Genomic DNA, 24,625 nt, shown 5'->3' with positions numbered 1-24,625 from the left:
CTCCTTCGTTCAGTCTTCGGCGACAACGACGGTCACGTCGATGTTGCCGCGGGTGGCGTTGGAGTACGGGCACACCTGGTGTGCCTTGTCGGCGAGGGCCTGTGCGTCCTCGCGGGACAGGTGGGGCAGTGACACCTCGAGGGTGACCGCGAGCTCGAAGCCGCCCGCGTCGTTCGGGCCGATGCTGACCTTGGCGCCGACCGCGGAATCGTCGACATTCGCCTTGTCCTGCTTGCCGACCAGGCGCAGCGCCGAATGGAAGCAGGCGGAGTAGCCCGCCGCGAAGAGCTGCTCGGGGTTGGTGCCCTCGCCGCTGCCGCCCATTTCCTTGGGGGTGGCCAGGGTGACGTCGACCTTGCCGTCGGTGGTGCGCGCGTGCCCGTTGCGGCCGTCGCCGGTCGCCAATGCTTCCGCGGTGTACAGGATCTTCATGACTGTTCTCCTTCGTTCGGTGCTGCCGAGAGTGCGCTGGTCAGTCGCCGCAGGGTTGCCCGCAGCGCTAAGAATTCGTCCACGGAAAGACCGCAGGCTTCGGCCATTTCGGCCGGGATATCGCGTGCCTCGGCGCGCAGGGCGCGGCCGCGTTCGGTGAGTTGGATGTCGACGCGACGTTCGTCGGCGGTGGCGCGTTGCCGCTGCACGAGACCCGCCGCCTCCAGCCGCTTGAGCAGCGGAGACAGCGTGCCGGAGTCCAACGCGAGAGCGTGGCACACCTCGCCGACGCTACGCCCGTCCTGTTCCCACAGGGCGAGCATCACCAGGTATTGCGGGTAGGTGAGGCCGAGCCGTTCCAGCTTCGGCCGGTAGACCGCGGTCATCGCCCGGGATGCCGCGTACAGCGGAAAGCAGAGCTGCTCATCGAGGGTGAGATGATCGATCATGTCCAATAACATAGTGCACAACTATATTGTGCACAACCAATCAACTGGGTGTTCCCAGTCACAATCTCGGGGCCGACCCGATGTAGAGTGTCCAAGCCCGCCAGGCTGGCGAGAACCGACTTCCGTGCACGCGGAACACGCGACTCGTGTCCAATCTGACTCTTCGCTGTTTATGTCCGAATTCACCGACACGGGCCGTTGGACGCTTGTACAGTCAGCCGCACGTACCACCTCTCGAGGAGCCGCATCATGGTCCGCGAAAGCGATCGGCTGATCCGCACCGATGTACCCCATTCCGCACGAATCTGGAATTACTGGCTCGGTGGTCAGGACTATTACGAAGTCGATCGAATAGCCGGTGAGTCGGGGATATCGGTGTATCCCGAAATCGGGACCATGGCGCGGCAATCGCGCAAGTTCCTGATTCGCGCGGTGCGTTACCTCGCGGCGGAGGCAGGCATCCGGCAGTTCCTCGACGTGGGCACCGGTTTGCCCACCATGCAGAACACGCACGAAGTGGCGCAGGGCGTTGCACCGGAATCCAAGATCGTCTACGTGGACAATGATCCGCTCGTTCTCGCACACGCCCGTGCGTTGTTGGTCAATACCACCGACGAAGGCGTGACCGCCCTAATCGAGGCGGATTTCCACGATACCGATCAGGTGGTTACCGAAGCGCGCAACATTTTGAACTTCAACAAGCCGATCGCCGTAATGTTCATGGGTGTTCTCGGCCACGCGCGAACCTGGGACGACGTTCTCCGGATCACCGGCGCGCTGCAGGAAGCCATTCCGTCCGGAAGCTATTTCGCGATGTACGAAGGAACCACTGAAGATCCACGGCTGGTTCGGTTATCGGACTACTACTCCAAAACCGGAGCGGTTCCGTACTACGTGCGAACCGTCGATCAGGTCCGCGAGGTCTTCAAGAATCTCGACTTGGTCCCGCCCGGCGTCGTGCCGGTCAACCAGTGGCGCTCCGACTCCGACGCCACCAGCGAGGCGCCTTCGGCGGCGTGGGGCGGCATCGGTCGCAAGCTCTAGGTAGCCCGGCCGCCGATGCGCTGAGTGAGGTTGTCGGCGGTGGTACGGACCCGGCCGGCCAGCGGAGCCCAGTCGGCGGGGCACGGGGTGGCCGCACAGTGGTGCCGCAACGTGACGCTGATGGCCGCGATGGGTCGTTGATTGTGGTCGAACACGGGATAGGCGACCGAGGCGAAGCCTGGTGTCACGTGGCCGTCTTCGCAGGCCCAGCCGCGATTACGCTCGGTGCCGAGGATGGTGCGCAGGGACGCGAGCGAGTGCGGACCGCGCTCGGTGCGGCGCACGAACGAGGCCGCCGACGGAAACAGGGCGCGAATCTGCGCGGCCGGGAGGTAGGCCAGGATCGCGCGGCCGCAGGCGGTCAGATGCGCGGGCAACCGCACGCCGACGCCGGTGACCAGGGTTTCCGGGCGCAGCGGGCGTTCCTTGATGAGGTACAGCAACTCGTTGCCGTGCAGCACGCCGAGGTGCGCGTTGTGCCCGACCTCCTCGACCAGTTCACGCAGCAACGGCCCGGCCAGCCGTTCGAGCGGATCATGGCGCAGATAGGCGGAGCCGAGTTCGAACGCGGCGATGCCGAGCCCGTAGCGGCGCTCGCTGGGCAGGCGGGTGACGAAACGGGCCGCCTCCAACTCGCCGAGCAGGTGATAGGTGGTGGATCGGGGCAGGCCGAGCTCGCGCGCGATCGTCGAGGCGGAGATGGGCCCGGCTCGCCCCGCGAGTAGCTGCAACACCGCAAGGCCGCGGCGCAACGCCGGGACGTCGCTGCTCGTTCCCATGCCATCTCCTCGGCAAGTCTTGGATATCAGACAGATTCGGACCGACCCTCATTCTCCACTGCCCGCCGCGACGGTGGAATGGACCCTATGCCCGAAACTGCACAGCTCCCCACCGTGGCGCTCGACGGACCATTGACCGGGGAACAGGTCGTCGCCGTCGCGCGCCTCGGCGCCAAGGTCCATCTGAGCGAGGCCACGCAGGACCGGCTGGCGCTGGCGCGTGCGCACGTCGACGCGCTGGCCGCGGGGACGGTGCCGACCTACGGCGTGTCCACCGGTTTCGGCGCGCTGGCGACCCGGCACATTCCGCAGGAGAGCCGGGTCGCGCTGCAGCGTTCGCTGATCCGCTCGCACGCGGCGGGTGCGGGCCGCCCGGTCGAGCGGGAGGTCGTGCGCGCGCTGATGGTGCTGCGGCTGCGCACCCTGGCGACCGGCCACACCGGGATCCGGCCGGAGACGGCGGCCACGCTCGCCGCGCTGATCAACGCCGACATCACCCCGATCGTGCACGAGTACGGCTCGCTCGGGTGCTCCGGCGATCTCGCGCCGTTGGCCGCGGTGGCTCTGGCGCTGATGGGCGAGGGCGAGGTCACCAACGCGTCCGGCACCGTGATGGACGCGGCAACGGCCTTGCGCGCCAACGGAATCACGCCGCTAGTGCTGGCCGAGAAGGAAGGCTTGGCGCTGACCAACGGCACCGACGGCATGCTCGGCATGCTGGTGCTCGCGCTGGCCGATCTGCACATGCTGCTCGACGTCGCCGACATCACCGCGGCCATGAGCGTGGAGGCGCTGCTCGCCACCGATCGGGTGTTCGCCGCCGATCTGCAAGCGTTGCGTCCACACCCCGGCCAGGCCAGCTCGGCGGCCCGGATCAGCGCCGCCCTGGCCGGCTCGGAGATCGTGGCCAGTCATCGTGGGCCGGACTGTAATCGGGTGCAAGACGCCTACTCGCTGCGCTGCGCACCGCAGGTGCACGGCGCTGCGCGGGACACCGTCACGCACGCGGAACTGGTCGCCGGTCGCGAATTGGCCTCCGCCGTCGACAATCCCGTGGTGCTCGCCGACGGACGCCTGGAATCCAACGGCAATTTCCACGGTGCGCCCGTCGCCTACGTGCTCGACTTCCTCGCCATCCCGGTGGCCGACGTGGCGAGCATGGCCGAGCGCCGCACCGATCGGATGCTCGATGTCGCACGGTCGCACGGACTTCCGGCGTTCCTGGCCGCCGATCCGGGCGTCGACTCCGGCCACATGATCGCCCAGTACACCCAGGCCGCCGTGGTGAGCGAGCTCAAGCGCCTGGCCGTGCCCGCGTCGGTGGACTCGATCCCCAGCAGCGCGATGCAAGAGGACCACGTGTCGATGGGCTGGTCCGCCGCCCGTAAACTGCGCACGGCGGTGGACGGACTGACCACCGTGCTCGCCGTCGAATATCTGACGGCCGCACGGGCGCTGGACTTCCGCGCACCTTTGCGTCCCGCGCCCGTCACCGGCGCGGCCCACGCGCTGCTGCGCACCAAGGTCGAGGGTCCCGGCTCGGATCGTCATCTCGCGCCCGAAATCGCCGCCGCCGAGGCGCTGATCCGCTCCGGTGAGTTCACCCGCGCCGTCGCCCCCCACCTGGCCTCGTCCAACGGGTCATGACAGCGGGGCTTGTCGAACTTTGCCGCGGCCACGTCTCGCTTGCGGCAGCAATTCATTGGAGGTTGGTTCTATGAGTCGGATCGTTCGGGCGGCGCGGGGCACGCAGCTTACTGCCAAGAATTGGCAGACCGAGGCGGCAATGCGGATGCTGCACAACAACCTTGATCCCGAGGTAGCCGAGCGGCCCCAGGATCTGGTCGTGTACGGCGGCACCGGCAAGGCGGCCAGGAACTGGGCCAGCTTCGACGCGATCACCCGGTCGCTGACGACCCTGGAGTCCGACGAGACGCTGCTGGTGCAGTCGGGCAAGCCGGTCGGGGTGTTCCGCACCAACGAGTGGGCGCCGCGAGTGCTGATCGCGAACTCCAATCTCGTTGGTGACTGGGCGAATTGGCCGGAGTTCCGCAGGCTCGAATCGCTCGGGCTGACCATGTACGGGCAGATGACCGCCGGTTCGTGGATCTACATCGGCACGCAGGGCATCCTGCAGGGCACCTACGAGACGTTCGCGGCGGTGGCGGACAAGCGGTTCGGCGGCACCCTGGCCGGCACGCTCACGCTGACCGCCGGGCTCGGCGGAATGGGCGGGGCGCAACCGCTGGCGGTCACCATGAACGGCGGCGTCGCGCTGGTGATCGAATGCGACCCGGCGCGGGCGCGGCGCCGGGTGCAGGAGCGCTACCTCGACGAGGTCGCGACCGACCTCGACGACGCGGTGGTCCGGGTGACGAACGCGCGCAGGCAGCGAAAGGCCTTGTCCGTCGGCCTGATCGGCAACGCCGCCGAGGTGCTGCCGCAGCTGCTCGCGCTCGGGCTGGATCCGGAGATCGTCACCGACCAGACCTCCGCGCACGACCCGCTGGCCTACCTGCCGCGCGGCATCGCCGTCGAGGACTGGGCCGACTACGCGGCGAAGAAGCCGGACGAGTTCACCGATCGGGCCCGCGAATCGATGGCCGAGCACGTCGGGGCCATGCTCGGCTTCCTGGACAAGGGTGCCGAGGTGTTCGACTACGGTAACTCGCTGCGCGGTGAGGCCGCGCTCGGCGGCTGCGAGCGAGCCTTCGATTTCCCCGGCTTCGTCCCCGCCTACATCCGTCCGCTGTTCTGCGAGGGCAAGGGCCCGTTCCGCTGGGCGGCGCTGTCCGGTGACCCGAAGGACATCGCGGCCACCGACCGGGCCATCGTCGACCTGTTCCCGGAAAACGAGTCGTTGCGTCGCTGGATCAGGATGGCGAGCGAACGCGTTGCCTTCCAAGGGCTTCCGGCCCGCATCTGCTGGCTGGGCTACGGCGAGCGGCACCTCGCCGGGCTGCGCTTCAACGAGATGGTGGCCAGCGGCGAGCTGTCCGCGCCGGTGGTGATCGGCCGCGATCATCTCGACTCCGGCAGCGTTGCCTCGCCGTATCGCGAGACCGAGTCGATGGCCGACGGGTCCGACGCCATCGCGGACTGGCCGCTGCTCAACGCGCTGCTCAACACCGCGTCCGGTGCGACGTGGGTATCCATTCACCATGGTGGTGGCGTCGGCATGGGCCGGTCGATCCACGCCGGGCAGGTGTGCGTGGCCGACGGTACGCCGTTGGCGGCCCAGAAGATCGAGCGCGTGCTCACCAATGACCCTGGCACCGGCGTGATCCGGCACGTGGACGCGGGCTACGACCGCGCGAGCGAGGTGGCCGCCGAGCGCGGTGTGCGCATCCCCATGCACGAGGCGCCGTGAACCAGACCCCAGAGCACGGCAGGAGCGAAGCGGTGGGCGTGAACCAGTTGATGGCCGAGATCGCAGGCGTCGGACGGGATTCCCGGCGCGGCGGGTACTCGCGCCATGTCTACGACTACGCCGACTTCGAGCTGCGGGACTGGTTCATCGACCAGGCCTTGGACACCGGTTTGGACGTGAATACCGACCGCAACGGCAATATCTGGGCTTGGTGGGGAAGTCCAGGCGCCGGAGCGGTGGTCACCGGGAGCCACCTCGATTCGGTGCCAGGTGGCGGCGCGTACGACGGTCCGCTGGGCGTGGCCAGCGCGCTCGCGGCCGTGGAGATCTTGCAGGGCAAGGGTTTTGCGCCGACCAAGCCGCTCGCGGTACTCGTGTTCGCCGAGGAGGAGGGCGGACGGTTCGGTGTGCCGTGCCTCGGCTCGCGGCTGCTCACCGGCGCCATCGACGCCGACCGGGCCCGAGGTCTGCGCGACGCCGAGGGCATCACGCTCGCCGAGGCGGCGGTGAAGGCGGGGCACGATCCGAAGCGCTTCGGCGCCGATCCCGAATCGCTGGCCCAGATCGGCTGTTTCGTGGAACTGCACGTGGAGCAGGGGCGCGGGCTGATCGAGCTGGACAGTCCCGTCGCCACCGGCAGCAGCATCATCGCGCACGGCCGGTATCGGTTCTCGTTCTCCGGGCAGGGAAATCACGCGGGCGCGACCCGTCTCATCGATCGACACGATCCGATGCTCCCGGCCGCGACGGTGGTGGCGGCCGCGCGCCGGGCCGCCGCCGCGATGTCGGACGCGAGGGCGACGGTCGGCAGGCTGGTGCCCAATCCCGGCGGCACCAACGTCATCGCGTCCAGCGTCGATCTATGGCTGGACGCGCGTGCCGCCGGTGACGGCCGCACCGCGGCACTGGTCGAGGACATCACCGAGGCGGCGCGGGCCGCAGCCGAGGCCGAAGGCTGCGAGCTCACCGTCACCGAGGAGTCCTATTCGGACGACGTCGTTTTCGACGAGACGCTCCGGAGCCGAATGGACAAGGTGCTCGGCGGTGTGCCCGCGCTACCCACCGGCGCCGGTCACGACGCGGGCGTCCTCGCCGCACACGTCCCCTCCGGCATGCTGTATGTGCGTAACCCGACCGGCATCAGCCACGCACCCCAGGAATTCGCCGAGCCCGCCGACATCGACAGCGGCGCACAGAGTCTCGCGCGGGTGCTGGAGGAACTCGCCGGATGACTACCTACTGGGCCGAATACGCCTGGCTGCCGGACGGTCTGGCCGAGTCGGTGACGATCGAGGTGACCGGCGCGACGATCCAGTCTGTGATCCGCGATACCGATCGCACCGGCACCGTGCTGCCGGGATTGACCATCCCGGGCTTCGCCAACGCACACTCCCACGCCTTCCATCGCGCGCTCCGTGGACGCACGCAGCACGATCAAGGCACCTTCTGGACTTGGCGCGAACGGATGTACGCCGTTGCCGCCCAACTGGATCCCGACTCCTACTATCGGCTTGCGCGCGGGGTGTACGCCGAGATGGTGTTGGCGGGATACACCAGCGTCGGCGAATTCCACTACCTACATCACGCCCCGGGCGGTGTGCGGTACACGGATCCGAACGCGATGAGCGCGGCACTCGCGGCCGCGGCCGACGACGCCGGTATTCGGCTCACCCTGCTCGATACGTGTTATCTGGCAGGCGGATTCGGTGTAGAGCTGGGGGAGCGGCAACGCCGTTTCAGCGACGGTAGCGTGGACGCGTGGGCGGAACGGGCCGCCGCGTTCACGCCGAAACCGGAGCTGGTGCGGACCGGCGTCGCCGCACACTCGGTGCGCGCGGTGCCCGTGGCGGCGCTCCCGGTGATCGCCGAGGCGGCCTCGGGACGGCCGCTGCACGTCCACCTGTCCGAGCAGCCGTCGGAGAACACCGATTGCCTTGCCGCACACGGCCGCACACCGACCGCGCTGCTTGCGGAAGCGGGCCTGCTCGGCCCGCGGACGGTCGCGGTGCACGCGACCCACCTCACCACCGCCGACATCGCCCTGCTCGCCGACAGCGGCACCCGCGCGTGCTTCTGTCCTACCACCGAACGCGACCTCGGCGACGGTATCGGCCCGGCCCGCGCGCTGTCCGACGCCGGTGTGGGCCTGTGCCTCGGCACCGACAGCCACGCGGTGATCGACGCCTTCGAGGAGTGGCGCGCACTCGAACTCGACGAGCGGCTCGCCAGCCGAGCCCGCGGCCGATTCAGCCCGGCCGAGCTCTACCGCGCCGCAACCGATCACGCGTCCATCGGCTGGCCCGAGGCCGGCCGGATCGCCCCCAACGCGGCGGCCGACCTGGTCACCATCGACCTCGACTCGATCCGCACCGCGGGCACCGCGCCCGCCGCCGCCCTGTTCGCCGCGACCGCGAGCGATGTCCGCTCGGTGCTCGTCGCGGGCCGCCCGGTCGTGTCCGAGCATCGTCACCTGCGGGTGGAACATCCGGAAACCGTGTTGCGCGAGGAAATCGAGGCATTGTGTCGACCCTGATCACCGGCATCGGAGAACTCACCACCAACACCGAGGGTGGCCCGCTGCGGGACGCCGCGGTAGTCCTCGACGGCAAGCAGTTCGCCTGGATCGGCCCGGCGAGCGCGGCTCCGGCGGCCGACGACCGGGTCGACCTCGACGGCCGGGCCGCGCTGCCCGGCTGGGTCGACAGCCACACCCACCTGGTCTTCGCGGGCGACCGCACCGCCGAGTTCGAGGCCAGGATGGCCGGACGGCCGTACCGCGCGGGCGGCATCGCCATCACCGTGGCCGCCACCAGGGCCGCCTCGGACGACGAGCTGTCGGTCAACCTGGCGCGGCATATCGCCGAGGCGCGACGGCAGGGCACCACCTGTCTGGAAACCAAGACCGGGTATGGGCTCAGCGTCGCCGACGAACTCCGCTCGGCCCGCCTCGCCGCGGCGGCCGCCGACGAGGTGACGTTCCTCGGCGCCCATCTGGTCCCGTCCGACATGGACGCGGAGAAGTACGTCGATCTCGTGTGCGGCGAGATGATGGACGCCGTCGCGCCCTACGTGCGGTGGGCCGATGTCTTCTGCGAGACAGGCGCTTTCGATCAGGACCAGTCGGATCGGGTGCTGCGCGCCGCGCAGGCGCACGGGCTCGGCCTGCGGGTGCACGGCAATCAATTGGGCGAGGGCCCGGGCGTCCAACTGGCGGTGCGCCACGGCGCGGCCAGCGTCGACCACTGCACCTACCTGACCGACGCCGACATCGAGGCCCTCGCGTCCTCCGACACCGTCGCCACCGTGCTACCCGCCTGCGACCTGTCCACCAGGCAGCGTCTCGCCCCGGCCCGCGCGCTGCTCGACGCCGGTGCCACGGTCGCGTTGGCCACTAACGCCAACCCGGGCAGCTCGTACACCACCTCGATGGCCTTCTGCGTCGCCACCGCCGTACTGCAGATGGGGCTTTCGGTAGCCGAGGCGGTGCACGCCGCGACCGCGGGTGGCGCGCGAGCGCTGCGTCGTGACGATGTAGGTGTCGTGCGCGTCGGCGCTCGCGCGGATCTGCAGGTGCTGGACGCGCCGTCGGTCACGCACCTGGCTTACCGGCCGGGCGTGCCGCTGACCTACGCGGTGTGGCGTCTCGGCCAGCGGGTGCTCGGCTGACCGAGGCCGCTCACCGCGCCGGGAAGCGAAGCACGCGATCGTCATTCGGCTGCGGGTCGCCGCGGCCGTCGGTGTTGGAGGTGGTGAGCCACAGCGCGCCATCCGGTGCGACCGCCACCGTGCGTAACCGCCCGTAGCTGGCCCGCAACACATCTCGGGGCTGACCGACCGCGCCGTCGCGCAGCGGCACGGTCCACAGCCGTTGGCCCTGTAATGCCGCGGCGTACAGGGTGTCGCCGGCAATCGCGATGCCCGAGGGCGAAGCCTCCGACGTCGACCACGTCACCAACGGCTCGGTGAACCCGCGATCCGCGCCGCCGGCCCCCTCGACCGCCGGCCATCCGTAATTGTGTCCCGGCTCGATCAGATTGATCTCGTCGAACCGGTTCTGCCCGAACTCCGCCGCGAAAAGCCGCCCGGCGCGATCCCAGGCCAGCCCTTGCACATTGCGATGCCCCAGGCTGTACATCGGCGACCCCTCGGTCGGATTGCCCTGCGCCGGTCGGCCTTCCGGTGTCAGCCGCAGAATCTTGCCGTTGGGGCTCGCCGGATCTTGCGACCGACCGCTCTGTCCGGCGTCGCCGGTTCCGGCATACAACATGCCGTCCGGCCCGAACGCGATCCGGCCACCATTGTGATCGGCCGACTTGGCGATCCCCTCGAACAGCACTTCCGGCGGTCCGTCCAACCGAAACCGGGCGATCCGATTATCGGATTCGGCGGTGAAATAGGCGTATATGTAATGGTTTTCGGCATACTGCGGCGACAACGCCAACCCGAGCAGACCGCCCTCGCCGCTCGCGACGATCCCGGGCACCCGGTACGCCTGCTCCGGCACGTGACCGGGCCCGATCCGCAGAATGCGCCCGCTGTCGCGTTCCGCCACCAGCGCATTGCCGTCGGGCAGGAAGACGAGACCCCACGGCACCTCGATCCCGTGCGCGATCTCCTCCGCCGCGCCGAGGTCGGGCGCACCGAACGGTTTACTCGGCGCGGTGCTCCGCACGGTGGCGGGGGAGGGTTCGGGCCGGTCGCCGCTCCCGCATCCCATCACGCAAACGGCCAGTAATACGGTGACCGCGACGCTGGCAATGCGACGCCGCGCTGACCTGACTTTCGGATAACTCACGCGGGCACCTCCGAGGATATTTGTGAGTGCGCGGCGCGCGGGACGAAGCCACATCGGTTGGCCGCGCACCACGGGCGGTAGCCTGACCCAGTCTTGTCCCCGAACCACGCTGAGGTCATGGAACTTCGTCAACTGAGGTATTTCGTCGCGGTGGCCGAGGAGCTACATTTCGGCCGGGCGGCGGAACGACTGATGATTGTGCAATCGTCGGTCAGCCAGCAGCTCGGCCGACTCGAACGCGAGCTCGGCGTCGTGTTGCTGGAACGCTCGCCTCGTAGCGTCCGGCTCACCGAAGCCGGGGCGGCGTTTCTGCCTGCCGCCAAGAAGGTGCTCGCCGCCGAGAAGCGTGCCAGGACCAGCGTCGCCGACTTCCTGACCACACCGACCGTCTTGCGGATCGGGACCAGCCGCGGCATGGGTGAGCGGCTGGAGCGGCTGCTGGTCGCGTTGAAGTACCGTGCGCCCGGGGTGAAGGTGGAATTGACGTCGGCGGCGCTCGGGCAGCGGTTGCGGAAGGTGTCGGAACACGAGTGGGACGCGGCGTTCCTGCGCGGCGAGGTGGCCGCTCCGGAGGGCGTGGAGCAGATTCCGGTGTGGTACGACGAACTGGTCGTCGCCCTGCCCGCCGATCATCCCTCGGCTGCCGACCGGTGTGTCGATCTCGCTCAGCTCGCTGAGCTGCCGCTCTATCTGACAAACCGGCAGAACAACGCTTTGCTCGATGATCTTGTGCTGACCGCGTGCAGCAAAGCGGGATTCGAGCCGGTGTTCGGTCCTGAGCAAGTCTCGATCCAAGACACCCTCGCCGCCCTCGGCGCCGGTGCCGCCGGATGGACCGTCCTCTACGCGCCGCACGCACGACTCTTGCACAGCAGCCGGGTGGCCTTCCTGCCCGTGTGCACACCGGGTGTACTTGCGCTGCCCACGGTGCTCGCCGTGCGCACCAATGCCATGGAGCGATTGCACCCGCTGCTGGAGGCATGCAAGGACGTCGCGCTCGGCGATCAAATTCTGTAATCGGCTTTGTGCCGGTCGCGGTGGTCCGCTATCGTCGAAGTGAACGAAACCGTACCGTTCACTAGGGGGGCTGTGATCAAAGGTGTCGAACGCGAGCGGGCGATACTCGCCGCGGCCTATCAGCTGCTCGGCGAAATCGGCTACGCGGCAATGACAATGGATGCCGTCGCGGCGCGGGCGCAGGCGAGTAAGGCGACCATCTATCGGCGGTGGCCCGGCAAGCCCGCGCTGGTGAGGGCGGCGATGGACGCGCACGACGCCGAATATGTCGCCGACATTCCCGACACCGGGACCGCGCGCGGCGATCTGATCGCGGCGCTGCTCGCGCTGACCGCGCAGGTCGACGACCACTACGTGACCATGATGACCGGCGTCATGCACGCCATGCGGGTGGACGCCGAACTCGCCGACGCATTGCGCGAACACGTCGCGGACGAGGACCTCGGTCCGTTCCGCACCGTCGTCGACCGCGCCATCGCCCGTGGCGAACTGCCCGAAGACACCGAAACCGAACTGGCGCACCAGGTTTCCGAGGGGCAGATCATGCGCCGGATGTTTCTCGGCGAGCCGCTCGACCGGGCCTTCCTCACCGGCCTGGTGGACGAGCTGCTGCTGCCCATCCTCACCCGCACCTTCCCGGCGAAAGCAGACAGATGACGACAACAGACCTGCCGGTGCTGATCGTGGGCGCCGGACCCACCGGGCTGACCCTCGGCTGCGACCTGGCTCGGCGCGGGATCGAGTGCCTGGTGGTGGACAAGGCCGCGCAGTTGTTCCTCGGCTCGCGCGGAAAGGGTTTACAGCCAAGGACTCTGGAGGTCTTCGACGACCTCGGCCTGATCGATGCGGTAATTGCCAACGGTGCGCCGTTCCCCTCGTTCCGTATGTACGCCGACACGCAGGTGAAATGGACGCGGACAGTGCACGAGATGCTGGGCATCGCACCACTCGAACGTGCGCACGGCGTGCCCTATCCGAACGCGTGGATCTTGCCGCAGTGGCGCACCGACGAACTGCTCCGAGACCGGCTGCTCGAACTCGGCGGCCGCCTCGAATTGAACACGGAGTTCGTCGATTTCGTTCAGGATGACACCGGCGTCACGGCGACCCTGCGACGCGATGGTGAGCTCGTGCGGGTGCGCTCCCGATATCTGGTCGGGACGGACGGCGGCGGCAGCGTGGTGCGCAAGGCGCTCGGCGTCGGCTTCGAGGGCGAAACCTTCCAGACCGAGCGAACGCTGATCGGCGACGTCAAAGCTGAAGGCTTGACCGGCATCTACTGTCACATGCTGACGACTGGCAATGTGCAGGAACGCTTTTCGCTGTGGTCCATGCCGGGAACCGACTACTACCAGTTCATTGCCAACATGACCGCGGATGATGTGCCCGAGTTGACCCTGGCGGCCGTGCAGAAGATCCTCGACGAGCGGTGCGGCCGCTCGGATATCCGGTTGTACGACCTGAATTGGATCTCGGTGTACCGGGTGAACGTCCGTATGGTGGACCGGTTTCGGGTCGACCGGGTGTTCCTGGCGGGCGACGCGGCGCACGTGCATTCTTCATCAGGCGGCCAGGGCCTGAACACCAGCGTGCAGGATGCCTACAACCTCGGCTGGAAGCTGGCCGCCGTGCTGTCCGGCGCGCCGGACGCGCTGCTGGATACCTATGAGGCCGAGCGGTTTCCGATCGCGGCACGGGTGCTCGATGTGACGACACGCTCGCATCGCCAGGATTTTCGCGATGCGGAGCCGGGGGAGGGGAGTCTGGATATCTTCCAGCTGAAGGTCAACTATCGTGGCGGACCGTTGGCCGTGGACGCGCGCGAGACGCCGGGTGCCGTGCGTGCGGGCGACCGTGCGCCCGACGCTCAATGCGGTGATGGGAGCCTGTTCGATCTGTTCCGCGGCACGCGTTTCACGGTGCTCGGATTCGGCGCCGATACCGCCGCGGCTGTTGACGAAGTTGGTCGCGCGCAGGGTGATCGGGTACGCGGGCGCGTGCTCGAACCCCACGAAACCGGCTCACCTGTCGGTGCGGCCTTCGGCAACTATGACATCGACCCGTCCGGTCCGGGCACGCTGGTCTTGGTTCGTCCCGACGGCTACATCGGCGTCGTCGCAATGGATCCCGCGCCGATCCAGGATTTCCTCGCCGCCTGGTAACGCACAGTCAACTCAGATGTGTTCCGTACCAATCGAGTACCCGCCGCCAGGCCTCGGTGGCGGCGGCCGGTGCGTACCGGGGTCCGGTGTCGTTGAAGAACGCGTGGTCGGCATTCGGCGCGACCCACATCTCGTGCGGCGTACCTGCCCGGTTGAGCGCGTCCTCGGCGGCCTGGCGGGTGGCGTCCACGCGAGTGTCCGCCGCCGCGTAGATTCCGAGCACGGCGGCTTTCGAGGCCGAGAGGTCGCCGTTGTCGGGGAACGGGCCGTAGAACGGCGTTGCCGCCGCGAGAGCGGACGGGCCAGCGGCGAGTAGCAGCCAGACCAGCCCGCCGCCGAAGCAGAACCCGGTCGTGCCGAGCTTCTTGCCCGGGACGCGTCGCCCGAGCTCGTCGAGGCCCGCCCGCAGGTCGGCGATGAACTGCTCCTGCGGCGTATTGCTGAGCTCGGCGGTGGCTTGCGCCGGATCGGTGAAGCTCGCCGTGCCGCCCTTTTCGGACAGCAGATCGACGGCGAGGGCCGAGTAACCCGCTCCGGCGAATCGTCCTGTTACCGAACGGATGTGGTCGGTGAGGCCCTTGTTCTCGTGGATGACGAGCACGCCGCCGCGAGGCTGCGCCGCCTCGGCCCACGCGCCCTGCAATTGCCGATTGCCGGGTCCCGCGAAGGTGATCGGCGTCGTCGGCAGTGCCGAGCCGGACCCGGGCGGCGTGGATGGTGTTGCGGCGGAGGGTGGTTGCGGCGTTGTGGGCTGATCCTTGGGCTCGGTCGAGCAGGCCGCGAGCAAGGCGGCGGCCGCCGGAATGCCGAACCCGAGCAGCCCGAGGCGGCGCAGCGCCTCCCGGCGATTCAACAGCCCGTCGGCATGATCGGCGGCGATTTCTTCCGCGATATAGCGCTGCAGCGGCGTCATGCCCATCAAGGTAGGCCCCGACGCCACGATCCGCGTGGCTTTCCGGGCGCGTTGACGCTGCCTAGTTCTTTAAACCAGGCAGCCTACTTCTTAAACCAAACTGCGCGGTATCTATGCTGTCCGATTTGCGCAAATGCGATACCGCCCAATCGGATCGGTTCGTCGCGTCACCGCCAACACGACAAACCGACCGGGCCGTACCTCCCAATGATTAGCGCGCAGATTGCTATCTTGACAACCCGATACTGCATAACACCATCAACGTGCGGCACATCGGTCGAGGAGCAGGATGCTTTCGGGGCAGCAAGTGGCACAACAGTTTGTCCGCGCGGCTCGATTGGCGGCGGTGCTATCGATCGTTGTAGTTGGCGGTGGATTTGCGGTGGGGTCGGTAGCGGCTCAACCGGACAGCGGGACACGCAGCCAACAATGGACCGCACTGCACGACGGGCCGCAGCCATACGCCGATGTACACATCGACTGGGATGTGCCGATCCGGATGAGCGACGGGGTGGTGCTGAAGGCGAACGTGTACCGGCCGGTAGACGCCTCGGGGGCGGTGGAACAGCGCCCGCTGCCGACCATCGTGAACCTCACTCCGTACACGAAACTGCTGACGAACCTGGTCGACTCGGCGCTGGCGGCACCCGGCCTGCAGCCGATAGTGATGGACCTGCTCGGGCGCATGAACCTATCGGGGACGCCGATCAGCGGCTTCGGAGATCTGCTGCACGCGCTCGACGGCGGCACCGTGCAGACCGTACTCGGCGTCGACCGCAGCCTGATTCGCAGCGGATACACCCTGGTGGTCGCGGATGTGCGCGGGACCGGTTTTTCCCAGGGCACGTGGGACACCCTCGGCACCCGCGAACAACTGGACACCCGCGAGGTGATCGGCTGGGCCGCGGCGCAGCGGTGGTCCACCGGCAAGGTCGGCATGAGCGGTGGCTCCTACGCGGGCATCAACCAGCTGCGTGCGGCCGAAAACGCCCCGGCCGCACTGAAGGTCATCTTCCCAGTCGAACCGGGTAGCGACCTGATGCGCGATGTCGTCGCGCCGGGCGGCGGCGTCGGCACCACCTTTCTGCCCCTCTGGCTGAGCAATGTGAACCAGATGAAGCTGATCCCCGACGTGTGGTCGATGCTGAACGGCACCTTCGACTGGCGATGGTTCAACGACCGGATGGCCGACCCGGCAACCAATTACGATCTCCTGAGCCAGGCGCTGCTCGCGCCGTCGCTCGATCAGATTCCACAGACGCTGGCCGCCGCGCTGGACCATGACAGCGACTTCCGGCAGGCCATTCTCGGGCATCCGGAGCGAATCACGGTGCCCACCTTCGTCTATGGCGGCTGGCACGATATCTTCGCCAACAGCGCGACCACGGTGTTCAACGCGATTCCGTTGCCCGCGAGCAAGAAACAGCTGGTCGTCGGCGATACCTATCACGCCAATCCCGGCGCGGGCACGGGCGTGCGCGGTGGCCCCGCGCGCCTGGAGGTGTTGCAGCGGGTGTGGTTCGACAAGTGGCTCAAGGACATCGACCACGGCATCGGCGAATTCGGGCCGGTGACCGTGTGGGAACAGGGCGGCGGCTGGATCACGCTGGGACAGTTCCCGCAGACCGACGCGACCCATCGGCGGGTGTATCTGTCCGCGACGCCCAGCGGCACCGCCGAGAGCGTGTACGACGGATCACTGTCGGTGACAAAGCCGGACGAGCACCGGACGCTGACGGTGTCGCCAGGCCTCGCCAATGCCTGCTCACGCGACACCGCTCAGGGTGCCGCCGGAATAACCGCGGTAGTGGATATGTGCGCCAAGGACTCTCGCATCGCCGAACACAACGCGCTGACCTTCACCGGTACTCCGGTCACCGCACCGACCGTCATCTCCGGCCCGATCAACGTGCACCTCAACACCGTTCATGACGCGACCGACGGATACTGGGCGGTCACCGTGAACGACGTTGCCCCGGAAGGAACTTCGACGGTATTGAGCACCGGCCAACTCACCGCGTCGATGCGCGCGGTCGACGAGGCGAAGAGCACCCGCTCGGCCAACGGCGACTACACCGCGCCCTACAACCCGATCACCCTGGACAGCCTGCTACCCGTCGTTCCCGGCGAGCCGGTCGCGCTGGACATCGCCGTCATCCCGATCCAGGCGGTGCTGCAGCCAGGACATCGACTACGCGTCGACGTCTTCGCCGGAAACTCGCCCAAGTCGCTGCCCTTCCGGCCACTGCTGAACAACACCGAGCTCAAACCGCAGTCCCTGCAACTGGATCCGGCCCAGCCGAGCTTCGTGAACCTGCCGACCAGCAGGCCGCTCGGCTGAGTCAGGTGCGCAGAGCGCGGGCGACGCGGGCGTGCATCCGCTCGGGCGCCGGGCCGAGTTCGGCCTGGCCCACATAGCGCGCGACAAGATCAGCCGCGCTGCAGTCTTCGACGCTGTCGAAGCCCGCAGCACGCAGTTCCGCCGCCAGTTCGGTGGGGGTGAAGGCGCTTATCAGTGGTTCGCCGAGCGCGGCCAGGCGGTCCGCTCTCGCTCGTAGGTGCGCCCGGTATTCCGGTGCCGCGTCGGACGCAGGCGGGACGTAATCGAAGGCCAACCGTACCGGGGTCGCCTGCTCGGCCATGTAGCGCAGGGTCGACTGAATGGCCTCCCTGGTCAGATACATCACGACACCGAGCCAGATGAAGACGGCCGGCTGGTCTCTGACGAAGCCCGCCGAGGCCAAACCTGTTGCCAGCGTTTCGCTCTCGAAATCGATCGGTGCGAAGGTCAGGGAATCGGGGACGGTGATCGCGGCCTTGTCGAGAAGCTGACGTTTCCACGCCTGCGTCGCCGGATGGTCGACTTCGAATACGCGCAGCGTCGGATCGGGATTGCGATAGGCGAAGGTGTCCAAACCCGCGCCGAGGATCACCACCTGCCGCGCCCCGTCCGCCACCGCGTCGGCGATCGTCTCCTCCGCGAAGCGCGACCGGCTTGCCATGAACAACCGGCGGACGCGATAAAAGGCGATCTCCTCGCTCGGCTCGCTGGCCGTCGCGGCAATCGCCTTCTCGGCCAGCTCTTCAGCGGTCACACCGGTGATCGGCACGGCTAAGGGATCGGTGAAAACGCGAGGCTCGGGGGCGATCTGATGATAAGCACGCGCGGACGCGGTAGCGAACGCCGTCCGGCTGGGCTTCCCGACCTCCATGTCAGATCTTCCCTTGCACCTGGTCGGCGATCAGCGCGAGGTGGTCGAGATCGGCGAGGTCCAGTATCTGCAGGTAGATCCGTTGCGCGCCGATCTCGGCGTAGCGGCCGATCTTGTCGACCACCTCGGCAGGCGAACCGGCCAGGCCGTTCGCCTTCAGCTCGTCCACCTCGCGGCCGATCGCCGCGGCCCGGCGCGCCACCTCGGCGTCGTCGGCGCCGACACAGGCGACGAGCGCGTTCGAGTAGACCAGGTCGTCGGCCCGGCGTCCGCGCGCCATGGCGGCCGCGCGGACCCGCTCGAACTGGGCGGCGCTGTCCTCGAGCGAAGCGAACGGCATATTGAACTCGGTCGCGTACTGCGCGGCCAGCCGCGGCGTCCGGGTGGCGCCGTGACCGCCGATCAGCACCGGCACCGGATCCTGCACCGGCTTGGGCAGGGCGGGGGAGTTGGTCAGCTGGTAGTGCTGGCCGTCGAAGTCGAAGGTGTCACCCAGTTTGGTGGACCACAGCCCGGTGATGATGGCGAGCTGCTCCTCCAGCCGCGCGAACTTGTCCGCGGGGAACGGGATGCCGTAGGCGGCGTGCTCGTCGGCGAACCAGCCGCTGCCGAGGCCGAGTTCCACACGGCCACCGGACATCTGGTCCACCTGGGCGACCTGAATCGCTAGCGGCCCCGGCAGCCGGAAGGTGGCGGCGGTCACCAGCGTGCCGAGCCGGATCCGCTTGGTCTCCCGCGCCAGCCCGGCCAGGGTGATCCAGGCATCGGTGGGGCCGGGCAGGCCGTCCGCGCCGCCCATCGCCGCGTAGTGGTCGGACCGGAAGAACGCGTCGAATCCCAGGTCCTCGGTGGCTTTGGCGACGGTCAACAGCGTGTCGTAACTCGCACCCTGCTGCGGCTCGGTGAAGATGCGCAATTCCATGATCACCATGGTGCCCGAGGGGGCTTCCGTACGGTACGACCGGGGCGTGCGGGTCATCCCTCAGTATGAATTTCGCCACCCGAGCAAGATGGGGGCGAGGAATGGAGGTTTCGATGAGTATCGCGGGGATCGTGGCATATCCGGTGACGCCGTTCAGTGTCGACAGCGGCAAGGTGGAGGAGGGGGTGCTGCGCGGACTGGTTGATCGGCTGATCGACGCGGGCGTGGATGCTGTTGCGCCACTGGGGAGTACGGGGGAGAGCGCGTATCTCGACGAGCAGGAGTGGGCGGCGGTGGCGTCGATCTGTCTGGAGCAGGTCGATGGGCGGGTGCCGGCGGTGGTCGGGGTGTCGGAGTTGACCACGGCGGGCACGATCGCGCGGGCCCGGCTTGCCGAACGGCTCGGCGCGACGGCGCTGATGATGTTGCCGGTGGCGTACTGGCGACTGACCGAGCCGGAGCTGCGCAGGCACTTCACCGCCGTGGCCGACGCGGTGGCGCTGCCGATCATGGCGTACAACAATCCAGGCACGAGCGGCATCGACATGGCACCGGAGTTTCTGGTGGATCTCGTTGCGGGCGTGGACAACATCACGATGATCAAGGAATCCAGCGGGGATATCGCGCGGATGCGGCGGCTCGCGGAGCTCGGTGGCGCGAGTGTGCCGTTCTTCAACGGCAGCAATCGGCTCGCGCTGCAGGCGTTCGACGCCGGTGCCATCGGATGGTGCACGGCCGCACCATGTTTGGTGCCGGAGCAGATCGTGGCCGTGTGGCGGTTACTGACGGCGGGCGAAACCGCGGCGGCGACAGACCTTTTCGAGCGACTGGCGCCATTGCTCACCGCAATGACCCGTGGCGGCCTGCCGAGGACTGTCAAAGCGGGACTTCGGTCGCTCGGGATCGAAGCTGGCGATCCGCGACCGCCACTGCTGCCCCTGGACAACGACACCTGTCGCGCGCTCGCTGAACTGATCGCAGGTGCTCGACCAGACACCACTGCGGTCGCGCTAATGTCTGGTTCGGACATGCCGCACCGCCCAGCGTCGGGTGGCGCGCGATAAGCAAAGGAGCCGATGTGCCGGAGCGAGCGCTGCCCGTCGTAGTGGTGATGGGGGTGTCGGGGTCCGGCAAGTCGACGGTAGGCAGGGCGCTCGCCGCCGAGCTCGGGGTCGAATACGCCGAGGGCGACGATTTCCACCCCGCAGCGAACATCGCCAAGATGGCGGCGGGTATCCCGCTGGACGACGCGGACCGGGCGCCGTGGCTCGACCTGGTTGCCGCGTGGATGGGCGAACGAACCGAGCGAGGCGGCGTGATCACCTGCTCAGCGCTGAAACACGCCTACCGTGACCGGCTGCGCGCCGCCGCCTCCGACGCGTTCTTCCTGCATCTGGCCGCGCCGCGCGAAGAACTCGCGCACCGAATGACCGATCGCACCGGTCATTTCATGCCGTCGAGCCTGCTCGATTCGCAGCTGGCCGCGCTAGAGCCGCTGGCCGACGACGAGCGCGGCAGCACCGTCGACGCGACCCGCGACCCGGCCGAGCTGGCTCGCGAAACGTCGGCGGCACTGCGCGACCGCTGACCTACGACTTCTTGATCAGCTCGTCGGCGATCGCCCGGCTGAAGTCGTCGAGGTCGTCCGGATTACGCGACGTGATCAGCGCCCAGCCGTTCTCGGCCGAACGCACCACCGGCTGATCGACCCACCTGCCGCCCGCGTTGGTGAGATCCGTGCGCAGCGAGAAGTACGACGTCAGCGTCTTGTCCGGGGTGAGCTCGGCCTCGACCAGCAGCCACGGCCCGTGGCAGATCGCGGCGATCGGTTTACCCGCGGCGGCGAACGCCTTGGCCAGTTCGACCGCGCGGTCTTCGGCACGCAGCTTGTCGGCGTTGACCGTGCCACCCGGCACCACCAGTACGTCGAAATCTTCGACGTCGACGTCATCGAACGACGAATCCGGCTGCACCGTGACGTCCTTCTCGGTGTCGTGCTCGAAGGTCTGCACCTGCTCGTTCTTGGGTGCGGCGTGCACCACGGTGGCGCCCCGCTGCTTCAACTCTTTCTGCGGAACCAGCAGCTCATCGCGTTCAACACCCGTGTTCGAAGTGATGATCAGTACGCGCGTCCCATTCAGGTCTTCCGGCATGCCGACAACTCCCTTCCATCATTCGTCCCAGGAGTAGGCGTGCCGCGAAGGCGGAAAGCTAAACCTCTACAGCCCGCCGAGTCGGGTGAGCACCTCGAACGCCACGTCGGCGCTGCGCCACAGCGCGTCGATCTCGACGCGGGCCGCCGGGGCGAGCGCGGGATCGGTCAGCGCGAGTCCGTTGCCGAATATCACCACGTTGGCGCCCGCATCGGCGAGGCGAAGCAGCTGCGGCGTGGCGACACCTTGGCCGACGAGCAGGTCGAGGCCCTCGCCTACGAAGTAGAACCGCCACAGCGGGCCCAGGTCGCCGTGATAGATCTCCTTGGTCGCATCGACGATCAGCGAACCCTGCTGCGCGATCGCGTCGACGATCTTGAAGTAGTCGGGCGCATTGGCGGGTGTGCCGTTGACCGCGGCCACCGCGTACGACAGATCGACAGAGAGGTGCGCGTCGTACCCGGCCATCGCGACGCGGGCCGGGGACAGGTCGCATCGGCTGGCGAGGTCGAAGTAGTTGGTCCACTGCGGATCGGTCTGCGCGCCGGTGAATTCGGCGTGCACGTTGCGCAGGAACCGGGACAGCAGTTCGAGACTGATCCGATGCGCCCACTCGGGATCGGCGAAGGCGGCCGGGTTGCGCTGCAGCGGCATCACGGCGGCCTGCTCGACGGCATCGAGGCCGAGCGCGAAGACGCCGCGCAGATCACGATGCTCGACGAGGATCTCGGTCAGCCGCCGATGCTGTTCGACGGCCTGTTCCAGCTGTTCCAGCGAGGAACCGGTGAGCGTGCTGGTGTCGGACAGCTCGGCGATCGAGGAGACCTCGGCGGGCGACAGCGCGGTGCCGCAGGCGGAGTCGATGACTGCGCCTGCCGGGCTCGCGCTGAACAGTGTGGCGCCGCCGAGCAGCAGAGCCGAGACGAGGGCGAGGCGGATGGTGGTGATCATGTGCTGCTCCTACCTTCTTATTGTCCGGTGGGGCAGGTCCCGCCGGACACACTCGGCAGACAGATCCCGGAGATATCGGAGATCAGGAACCCCGCGCCGATGACCAGCGACCCGACCGCGATCACCCCGAACAACCCGACCCAGAGCAGGCCGGGCAGATGGGTGAGCCGGGCGAGCTGATCGGCGTCGGAGGCGACGTCCTCCTGATAACGGCTGCGTAGCTGGCGGGCGCGGCCGCGCTGCAATTCGATTACCGGCCGCGCTCCGGCGAGCAGCAGGAACCAGGCGCCGAGGTAGGCGAAACCCGCCTGCAGTGTGTCGGTGCCGAACCAGGACACGGCGAACACGGTCGCGCCCACCGCGAACACCGTCAGCATGCCGTAGACATTGCGCGTCATGATCAGCACCGCGGCCAGCAGCACGATGGCCACCCACAGCATCAGCGTGATCCGGCTGGCGCCGAGTAGCGCGGCGAAGGCGAGCCCGAGCAGCGGCGGTCCGGGGTAGCCGGCCATGGTCGTGAGAATCATGCCGAGGCCGTAGGGTTTTCCGCTCGACACGGTGAGACCCGAAGTGTCCGAATGCAATCGGATGCTGTTGAGCCTGCGGCCGGTGAGCAGCGCGACCAGCGCGTGCCCGCCCTCGTGCGCGATGGTGACGATATTGCGGGTGAATCGCCAGAGGGGGGTGTATCCGACCAGCACGAGCGCCACCACGCCCGCGCCGGCCACCAGCCACCACGGCGGCTGGGTTTGCGTTGTCGTCAAGCGGTCGACGATGGAGGTGCCACGCTCGACCCATTCGGCTCTGTCCACCGCCGCACCCTATCCGGCGTCGGACATCTCCGCTCGGAGCCGGCGCTTGTAGATCTTGCCCGCATCGTCGCGGGGGAGTTCGGCCACGATCCGCAGCGCCTTCGGCATCTTGTACGCGGCGAGCTGCCCGGCCAGGCCGGCGCGGATGTCGTCCTCGGTGAGCTCGGCGCCGGGTCGCGGAACAACTTGGGCGGCAACGGCTTCACCGAGATCACCGTGGTGCGGGATGCCGAACACCGCGACGTCCTCGACGCCCGTCAGGGCCATGATCGCGTTCTCGATCTCGGCGGGATAGATGTTCACGCCGCCGGAGATGATGATCTCGCTGGAGCGTCCGGTGAGGTAGAGGTAGCCGTCGTCGTCGAGGTAGCCGCGGTCGCCGACGGCGAGGAAGTCCGGTATCGGACTGTCGGTTTCGCCGGTGTCGTGCAGGTAGCGGAACTTCGGCCAGTAGTCGGCGCCGCGCACGAGGACCCGGCCGTTCTCGCCGGCGGGCAGCGGCTCGCCCGCGTCGTCGACCACGACGGCGGCGGCGCCGTCCGCTGGGCGCCCGACACTGCCGGGATGGGCCAGCCACTCGCTCGCGGAGATCCAGGTGATGGTGCCCGCTTCGGCACAGCCGTAGTACTCGACCAGCGCGTCCCCGAACCAGTCGATCGCGGCCTGCTTCACCGCGGGCGGGCACGGCGCCGACGAGTGGATGAGGTGGGTGAGGCTGGAGACGTCGTAGCGGCCGCGCACCTCCGCCGGCAGCGAGAGCAGCCGGGACAGCATGGTCGGCACCACCTTGGCCTGGGTGACGCGGCGCTCGTCGACGATGCGCAGGAATTGTTCGGCGTCCCAGCGCGGCATGATGGTGATGTTGGTGCCCACCCGCAGCGCCAGCGTCGCGATCCCGTTCGGGCTGGCGTGATACAGCGGCCCGGGGATCACCGCCTGCCCGCGTGGGGTGAGGCCGAGCCGCTTGGCCGCGCTACCCGCGATCGATAACCACTGGTGTGGCGTCATCCGTTCGCGCAGTACGCCTTTGGGGCGGCCGGTGGTGCCGGAGGTGTAGATCAGGCCGGTCGAGTCGTCGCGGGAGCCTTCGATGCGCCCGAGCGGCTCGGGATGGGCATCGAGCCACTGCTCCAGGGTCGCGTGCCTGCCGGTCGGCTCGGCCAGCGCCGCGTCGAGCCCAGCCTCGGCGAGTAGCTCGCTCGGCATCTCGACCTCGAGAATGGTCGTATCGTCTTGTGGCGCAGCCTGTTCGACTATGTCGATGAACTCGGTGTGCGCGATGATCAGCCGCGCGTCGCTGTCCACCAGCACGTGCGCGACCTCGGGCACCTGCCACCCGGTATTGATCGGTACCGAATTCGCCCCGCACACCGCGATGGCCAGGGAAACCTCGACGAACTCGATATCGTTGCGAACCATCATCGCGACCCGGTCGCCCGGCCGAATCCCCGCCCTGGCTAGTGCGGCAGCTAACCGTCCCGCCCGCTGATGCGCCTCGGCCTGCGACCGCACCCGGCCCGCGCAGGTAATGGTCGGAGTTGACATGCTGCCCAAAGCATCGCCCATGATTCGCAGTCTGCCACTTCCTCAGCTACCTGGTAGCGCAAGCCG

Annotated in this window: 23 protein-coding genes; 12 read left to right on the top strand and 11 right to left on the bottom strand. The window is 68.1% G+C overall.

What is annotated here, in order from left to right; genetic code table 11:
• Positions 1–9: 9 nt before the first annotated feature.
• Together ACIBCN_RS39030 and ACIBCN_RS39025 are read right to left on the bottom strand one after the other, a co-directional pair.
• Positions 10–432 (bottom strand): organic hydroperoxide resistance protein, encoded by a 423-nt coding sequence (locus ACIBCN_RS39030; RefSeq protein WP_396997183.1) that lies wholly within the window; start codon positions 430–432, stop codon positions 10–12.
• Entirely contained in the window at positions 429–881 is a 453-nt protein-coding gene (locus tag ACIBCN_RS39025; RefSeq protein WP_396997182.1) for a MarR family winged helix-turn-helix transcriptional regulator, read from the bottom strand. Before ACIBCN_RS39025 ends, ACIBCN_RS39030 begins: the two co-directional genes overlap by 4 nt.
• A 249-nt stretch (positions 882–1,130) precedes the next feature.
• Between ACIBCN_RS39025 and ACIBCN_RS39020 the strand changes: the two genes are divergently transcribed.
• Positions 1,131–1,925: an SAM-dependent methyltransferase gene (locus ACIBCN_RS39020; RefSeq protein WP_396997181.1), complete on the top strand. Its 795-nt coding sequence runs from the start codon at positions 1,131–1,133 to the stop codon at positions 1,923–1,925.
• On the opposite strand, the gene ACIBCN_RS39015 is transcribed toward ACIBCN_RS39020, so the two are convergent.
• Positions 1,922–2,704 carry an IclR family transcriptional regulator gene (locus ACIBCN_RS39015; protein ID WP_396997179.1) on the bottom strand — a complete coding sequence of 261 codons (783 nt, stop codon included), beginning with the start codon at positions 2,702–2,704 and terminating at the stop codon, positions 1,922–1,924. The genes ACIBCN_RS39020 and ACIBCN_RS39015 overlap by 4 nt on opposite strands.
• A gap of 87 nt (positions 2,705–2,791) precedes the next feature.
• Between ACIBCN_RS39015 and hutH the strand changes: the two genes are divergently transcribed.
• The 5 genes from hutH to hutI all read left to right on the top strand — a co-directional run bounded on the left by hutH (position 2,792) and on the right by hutI (position 9,740).
• Positions 2,792–4,351, top strand: coding sequence for a histidine ammonia-lyase (hutH, locus tag ACIBCN_RS39010; protein ID WP_396997177.1), 1,560 nt, complete (start codon positions 2,792–2,794; stop codon positions 4,349–4,351).
• A gap of 70 nt (positions 4,352–4,421) precedes the next feature.
• Positions 4,422–6,074 carry a urocanate hydratase gene (gene hutU, locus ACIBCN_RS39005; protein ID WP_396997176.1) on the top strand — a complete coding sequence of 551 codons (1,653 nt, stop codon included), beginning with the start codon at positions 4,422–4,424 and terminating at the stop codon, positions 6,072–6,074.
• Between the two features lie 32 nt (positions 6,075–6,106).
• Positions 6,107–7,306: an allantoate amidohydrolase gene (locus ACIBCN_RS39000; RefSeq protein WP_396997175.1), complete on the top strand. Its 1,200-nt coding sequence runs from the start codon at positions 6,107–6,109 to the stop codon at positions 7,304–7,306.
• The gene (locus ACIBCN_RS38995) at positions 7,303–8,607 is read left to right on the top strand and encodes a formimidoylglutamate deiminase (RefSeq protein ID WP_396997174.1); all 1,305 of its coding nucleotides are present in this window, start codon (positions 7,303–7,305) and stop codon (positions 8,605–8,607) included. Before ACIBCN_RS39000 ends, ACIBCN_RS38995 begins: the two co-directional genes overlap by 4 nt.
• Positions 8,595–9,740: an imidazolonepropionase gene (hutI, locus tag ACIBCN_RS38990; RefSeq protein ID WP_396997173.1), complete on the top strand. Its 1,146-nt coding sequence runs from the start codon at positions 8,595–8,597 to the stop codon at positions 9,738–9,740. Before ACIBCN_RS38995 ends, hutI begins: the two co-directional genes overlap by 13 nt.
• 10 nt (positions 9,741–9,750) lie before the next feature.
• On the opposite strand, the gene ACIBCN_RS38985 is transcribed toward hutI, so the two are convergent.
• Positions 9,751–10,791, bottom strand: a complete 1,041-nt coding sequence (locus ACIBCN_RS38985) for a PQQ-dependent sugar dehydrogenase (RefSeq protein ID WP_396997403.1) — start codon at positions 10,789–10,791, stop codon at positions 9,751–9,753.
• Between the two features lie 195 nt (positions 10,792–10,986).
• Between ACIBCN_RS38985 and ACIBCN_RS38980 the strand changes: the two genes are divergently transcribed.
• The 3 genes from ACIBCN_RS38980 (at position 10,987) to ACIBCN_RS38970 (ending at position 14,048) form a co-directional block, all read left to right on the top strand.
• Positions 10,987–11,886, top strand: coding sequence for a LysR family transcriptional regulator (locus ACIBCN_RS38980; RefSeq protein ID WP_396997171.1), 900 nt, complete (start codon positions 10,987–10,989; stop codon positions 11,884–11,886).
• A gap of 72 nt (positions 11,887–11,958) precedes the next feature.
• Positions 11,959–12,543: a TetR/AcrR family transcriptional regulator gene (locus ACIBCN_RS38975; RefSeq protein ID WP_396997169.1), complete on the top strand. Its 585-nt coding sequence runs from the start codon at positions 11,959–11,961 to the stop codon at positions 12,541–12,543.
• A gap of 11 nt (positions 12,544–12,554) precedes the next feature.
• Complete coding sequence (locus ACIBCN_RS38970; RefSeq protein ID WP_396997402.1) at positions 12,555–14,048, top strand: FAD-dependent monooxygenase; 1,494 nt, start codon at positions 12,555–12,557, stop codon at positions 14,046–14,048.
• A gap of 7 nt (positions 14,049–14,055) precedes the next feature.
• On the opposite strand, the gene ACIBCN_RS38965 is transcribed toward ACIBCN_RS38970, so the two are convergent.
• Entirely contained in the window at positions 14,056–14,961 is a 906-nt protein-coding gene (locus ACIBCN_RS38965; protein WP_396997168.1) for a dienelactone hydrolase family protein, read from the bottom strand.
• Positions 14,962–15,250: 289 nt separating this feature from the next.
• Here ACIBCN_RS38965 and ACIBCN_RS38960 point away from each other — a divergent pair, with 289 nt between their 5' ends.
• Positions 15,251–17,302, top strand: a complete 2,052-nt coding sequence (locus ACIBCN_RS38960) for a CocE/NonD family hydrolase (RefSeq protein WP_396997166.1) — start codon at positions 15,251–15,253, stop codon at positions 17,300–17,302.
• A gap of 1 nt (position 17,303) precedes the next feature.
• On the opposite strand, the gene ACIBCN_RS38955 is transcribed toward ACIBCN_RS38960, so the two are convergent.
• A complete protein-coding gene (locus tag ACIBCN_RS38955) occupies positions 17,304–18,173 on the bottom strand; it encodes a class I SAM-dependent methyltransferase (protein WP_396997165.1) in 870 nt (289 codons plus the stop codon).
• A gap of 1 nt (position 18,174) precedes the next feature.
• Positions 18,175–19,095, bottom strand: a complete 921-nt coding sequence (locus ACIBCN_RS38950; RefSeq protein WP_396997163.1) for an LLM class F420-dependent oxidoreductase — start codon at positions 19,093–19,095, stop codon at positions 18,175–18,177.
• A gap of 113 nt (positions 19,096–19,208) precedes the next feature.
• On the opposite strand from ACIBCN_RS38950, the gene ACIBCN_RS38945 reads away from it, so the two are divergent.
• Positions 19,209–20,159: a dihydrodipicolinate synthase family protein gene (locus tag ACIBCN_RS38945; protein ID WP_396997162.1), complete on the top strand. Its 951-nt coding sequence runs from the start codon at positions 19,209–19,211 to the stop codon at positions 20,157–20,159.
• 14 nt (positions 20,160–20,173) lie between these two features.
• A complete protein-coding gene (locus ACIBCN_RS38940; RefSeq protein ID WP_396997160.1) occupies positions 20,174–20,683 on the top strand; it encodes a gluconokinase in 510 nt (169 codons plus the stop codon).
• A gap of 1 nt (position 20,684) precedes the next feature.
• Here ACIBCN_RS38940 and ACIBCN_RS38935 read toward each other — a convergent pair whose 3' ends face one another.
• From ACIBCN_RS38935 to ACIBCN_RS38920, 4 genes are all read right to left on the bottom strand, one after another.
• Positions 20,685–21,248: a DJ-1/PfpI/YhbO family deglycase/protease gene (locus tag ACIBCN_RS38935; protein WP_396997159.1), complete on the bottom strand. Its 564-nt coding sequence runs from the start codon at positions 21,246–21,248 to the stop codon at positions 20,685–20,687.
• A gap of 66 nt (positions 21,249–21,314) precedes the next feature.
• Positions 21,315–22,199 carry a DUF5995 family protein gene (locus tag ACIBCN_RS38930; RefSeq protein WP_396997158.1) on the bottom strand — a complete coding sequence of 295 codons (885 nt, stop codon included), beginning with the start codon at positions 22,197–22,199 and terminating at the stop codon, positions 21,315–21,317.
• 17 nt (positions 22,200–22,216) lie between these two features.
• Positions 22,217–23,014 (bottom strand): M50 family metallopeptidase, encoded by a 798-nt coding sequence (locus tag ACIBCN_RS38925; protein ID WP_396997157.1) that lies wholly within the window; start codon positions 23,012–23,014, stop codon positions 22,217–22,219.
• Between the two features lie 9 nt (positions 23,015–23,023).
• Positions 23,024–24,580, bottom strand: coding sequence for an AMP-binding protein (locus ACIBCN_RS38920; RefSeq protein WP_396997155.1), 1,557 nt, complete (start codon positions 24,578–24,580; stop codon positions 23,024–23,026).
• Positions 24,581–24,625: the final 45 nt, after the last annotated feature.

This window comes from Nocardia sp. NPDC051052 (assembly GCF_044456045.1).
Taxonomy (GTDB): domain Bacteria; phylum Actinomycetota; class Actinomycetes; order Mycobacteriales; family Mycobacteriaceae; genus Nocardia.
The sequence above is the reverse complement of the archived record's forward strand: the minus strand, read 5'-3'. Positions and strand labels throughout refer to the sequence as shown.

What these genes read in the sequence shown, in the direction of transcription:
- ACIBCN_RS39030 (WP_396997183.1), bottom strand. Translation starts at nt 432, where the DNA reads ATGAAGATCCTGTACACCGCGGAAGCATTGGCGACCGGCGACGGCCGC.
- ACIBCN_RS39025 (WP_396997182.1), bottom strand. Translation starts at nt 881, where the DNA reads ATGATCGATCATCTCACCCTCGATGAGCAGCTCTGCTTTCCGCTGTAC.
- ACIBCN_RS39020 (WP_396997181.1), top strand. Translation starts at nt 1,131, where the DNA reads ATGGTCCGCGAAAGCGATCGGCTGATCCGCACCGATGTACCCCATTCC.
- ACIBCN_RS39015 (WP_396997179.1), bottom strand. Translation starts at nt 2,704, where the DNA reads ATGGGAACGAGCAGCGACGTCCCGGCGTTGCGCCGCGGCCTTGCGGTG.
- hutH (WP_396997177.1), top strand. Translation starts at nt 2,792, where the DNA reads ATGCCCGAAACTGCACAGCTCCCCACCGTGGCGCTCGACGGACCATTG.
- hutU (WP_396997176.1), top strand. Translation starts at nt 4,422, where the DNA reads ATGAGTCGGATCGTTCGGGCGGCGCGGGGCACGCAGCTTACTGCCAAG.
- ACIBCN_RS38995 (WP_396997174.1), top strand. Translation starts at nt 7,303, where the DNA reads ATGACTACCTACTGGGCCGAATACGCCTGGCTGCCGGACGGTCTGGCC.
- ACIBCN_RS38985 (WP_396997403.1), bottom strand. Translation starts at nt 10,791, where the DNA reads ATGGGATGCGGGAGCGGCGACCGGCCCGAACCCTCCCCCGCCACCGTG.
- ACIBCN_RS38980 (WP_396997171.1), top strand. Translation starts at nt 10,987, where the DNA reads ATGGAACTTCGTCAACTGAGGTATTTCGTCGCGGTGGCCGAGGAGCTA.
- ACIBCN_RS38965 (WP_396997168.1), bottom strand. Translation starts at nt 14,961, where the DNA reads ATGACGCCGCTGCAGCGCTATATCGCGGAAGAAATCGCCGCCGATCAT.
- ACIBCN_RS38960 (WP_396997166.1), top strand. Translation starts at nt 15,251, where the DNA reads ATGCTTTCGGGGCAGCAAGTGGCACAACAGTTTGTCCGCGCGGCTCGA.
- ACIBCN_RS38955 (WP_396997165.1), bottom strand. Translation starts at nt 18,173, where the DNA reads ATGGAGGTCGGGAAGCCCAGCCGGACGGCGTTCGCTACCGCGTCCGCG.
- ACIBCN_RS38950 (WP_396997163.1), bottom strand. Translation starts at nt 19,095, where the DNA reads ATGGAATTGCGCATCTTCACCGAGCCGCAGCAGGGTGCGAGTTACGAC.
- ACIBCN_RS38945 (WP_396997162.1), top strand. Translation starts at nt 19,209, where the DNA reads ATGAGTATCGCGGGGATCGTGGCATATCCGGTGACGCCGTTCAGTGTC.
- ACIBCN_RS38935 (WP_396997159.1), bottom strand. Translation starts at nt 21,248, where the DNA reads ATGCCGGAAGACCTGAATGGGACGCGCGTACTGATCATCACTTCGAAC.
- ACIBCN_RS38930 (WP_396997158.1), bottom strand. Translation starts at nt 22,199, where the DNA reads ATGATCACCACCATCCGCCTCGCCCTCGTCTCGGCTCTGCTGCTCGGC.
- ACIBCN_RS38920 (WP_396997155.1), bottom strand. Translation starts at nt 24,580, where the DNA reads ATGGGCGATGCTTTGGGCAGCATGTCAACTCCGACCATTACCTGCGCG.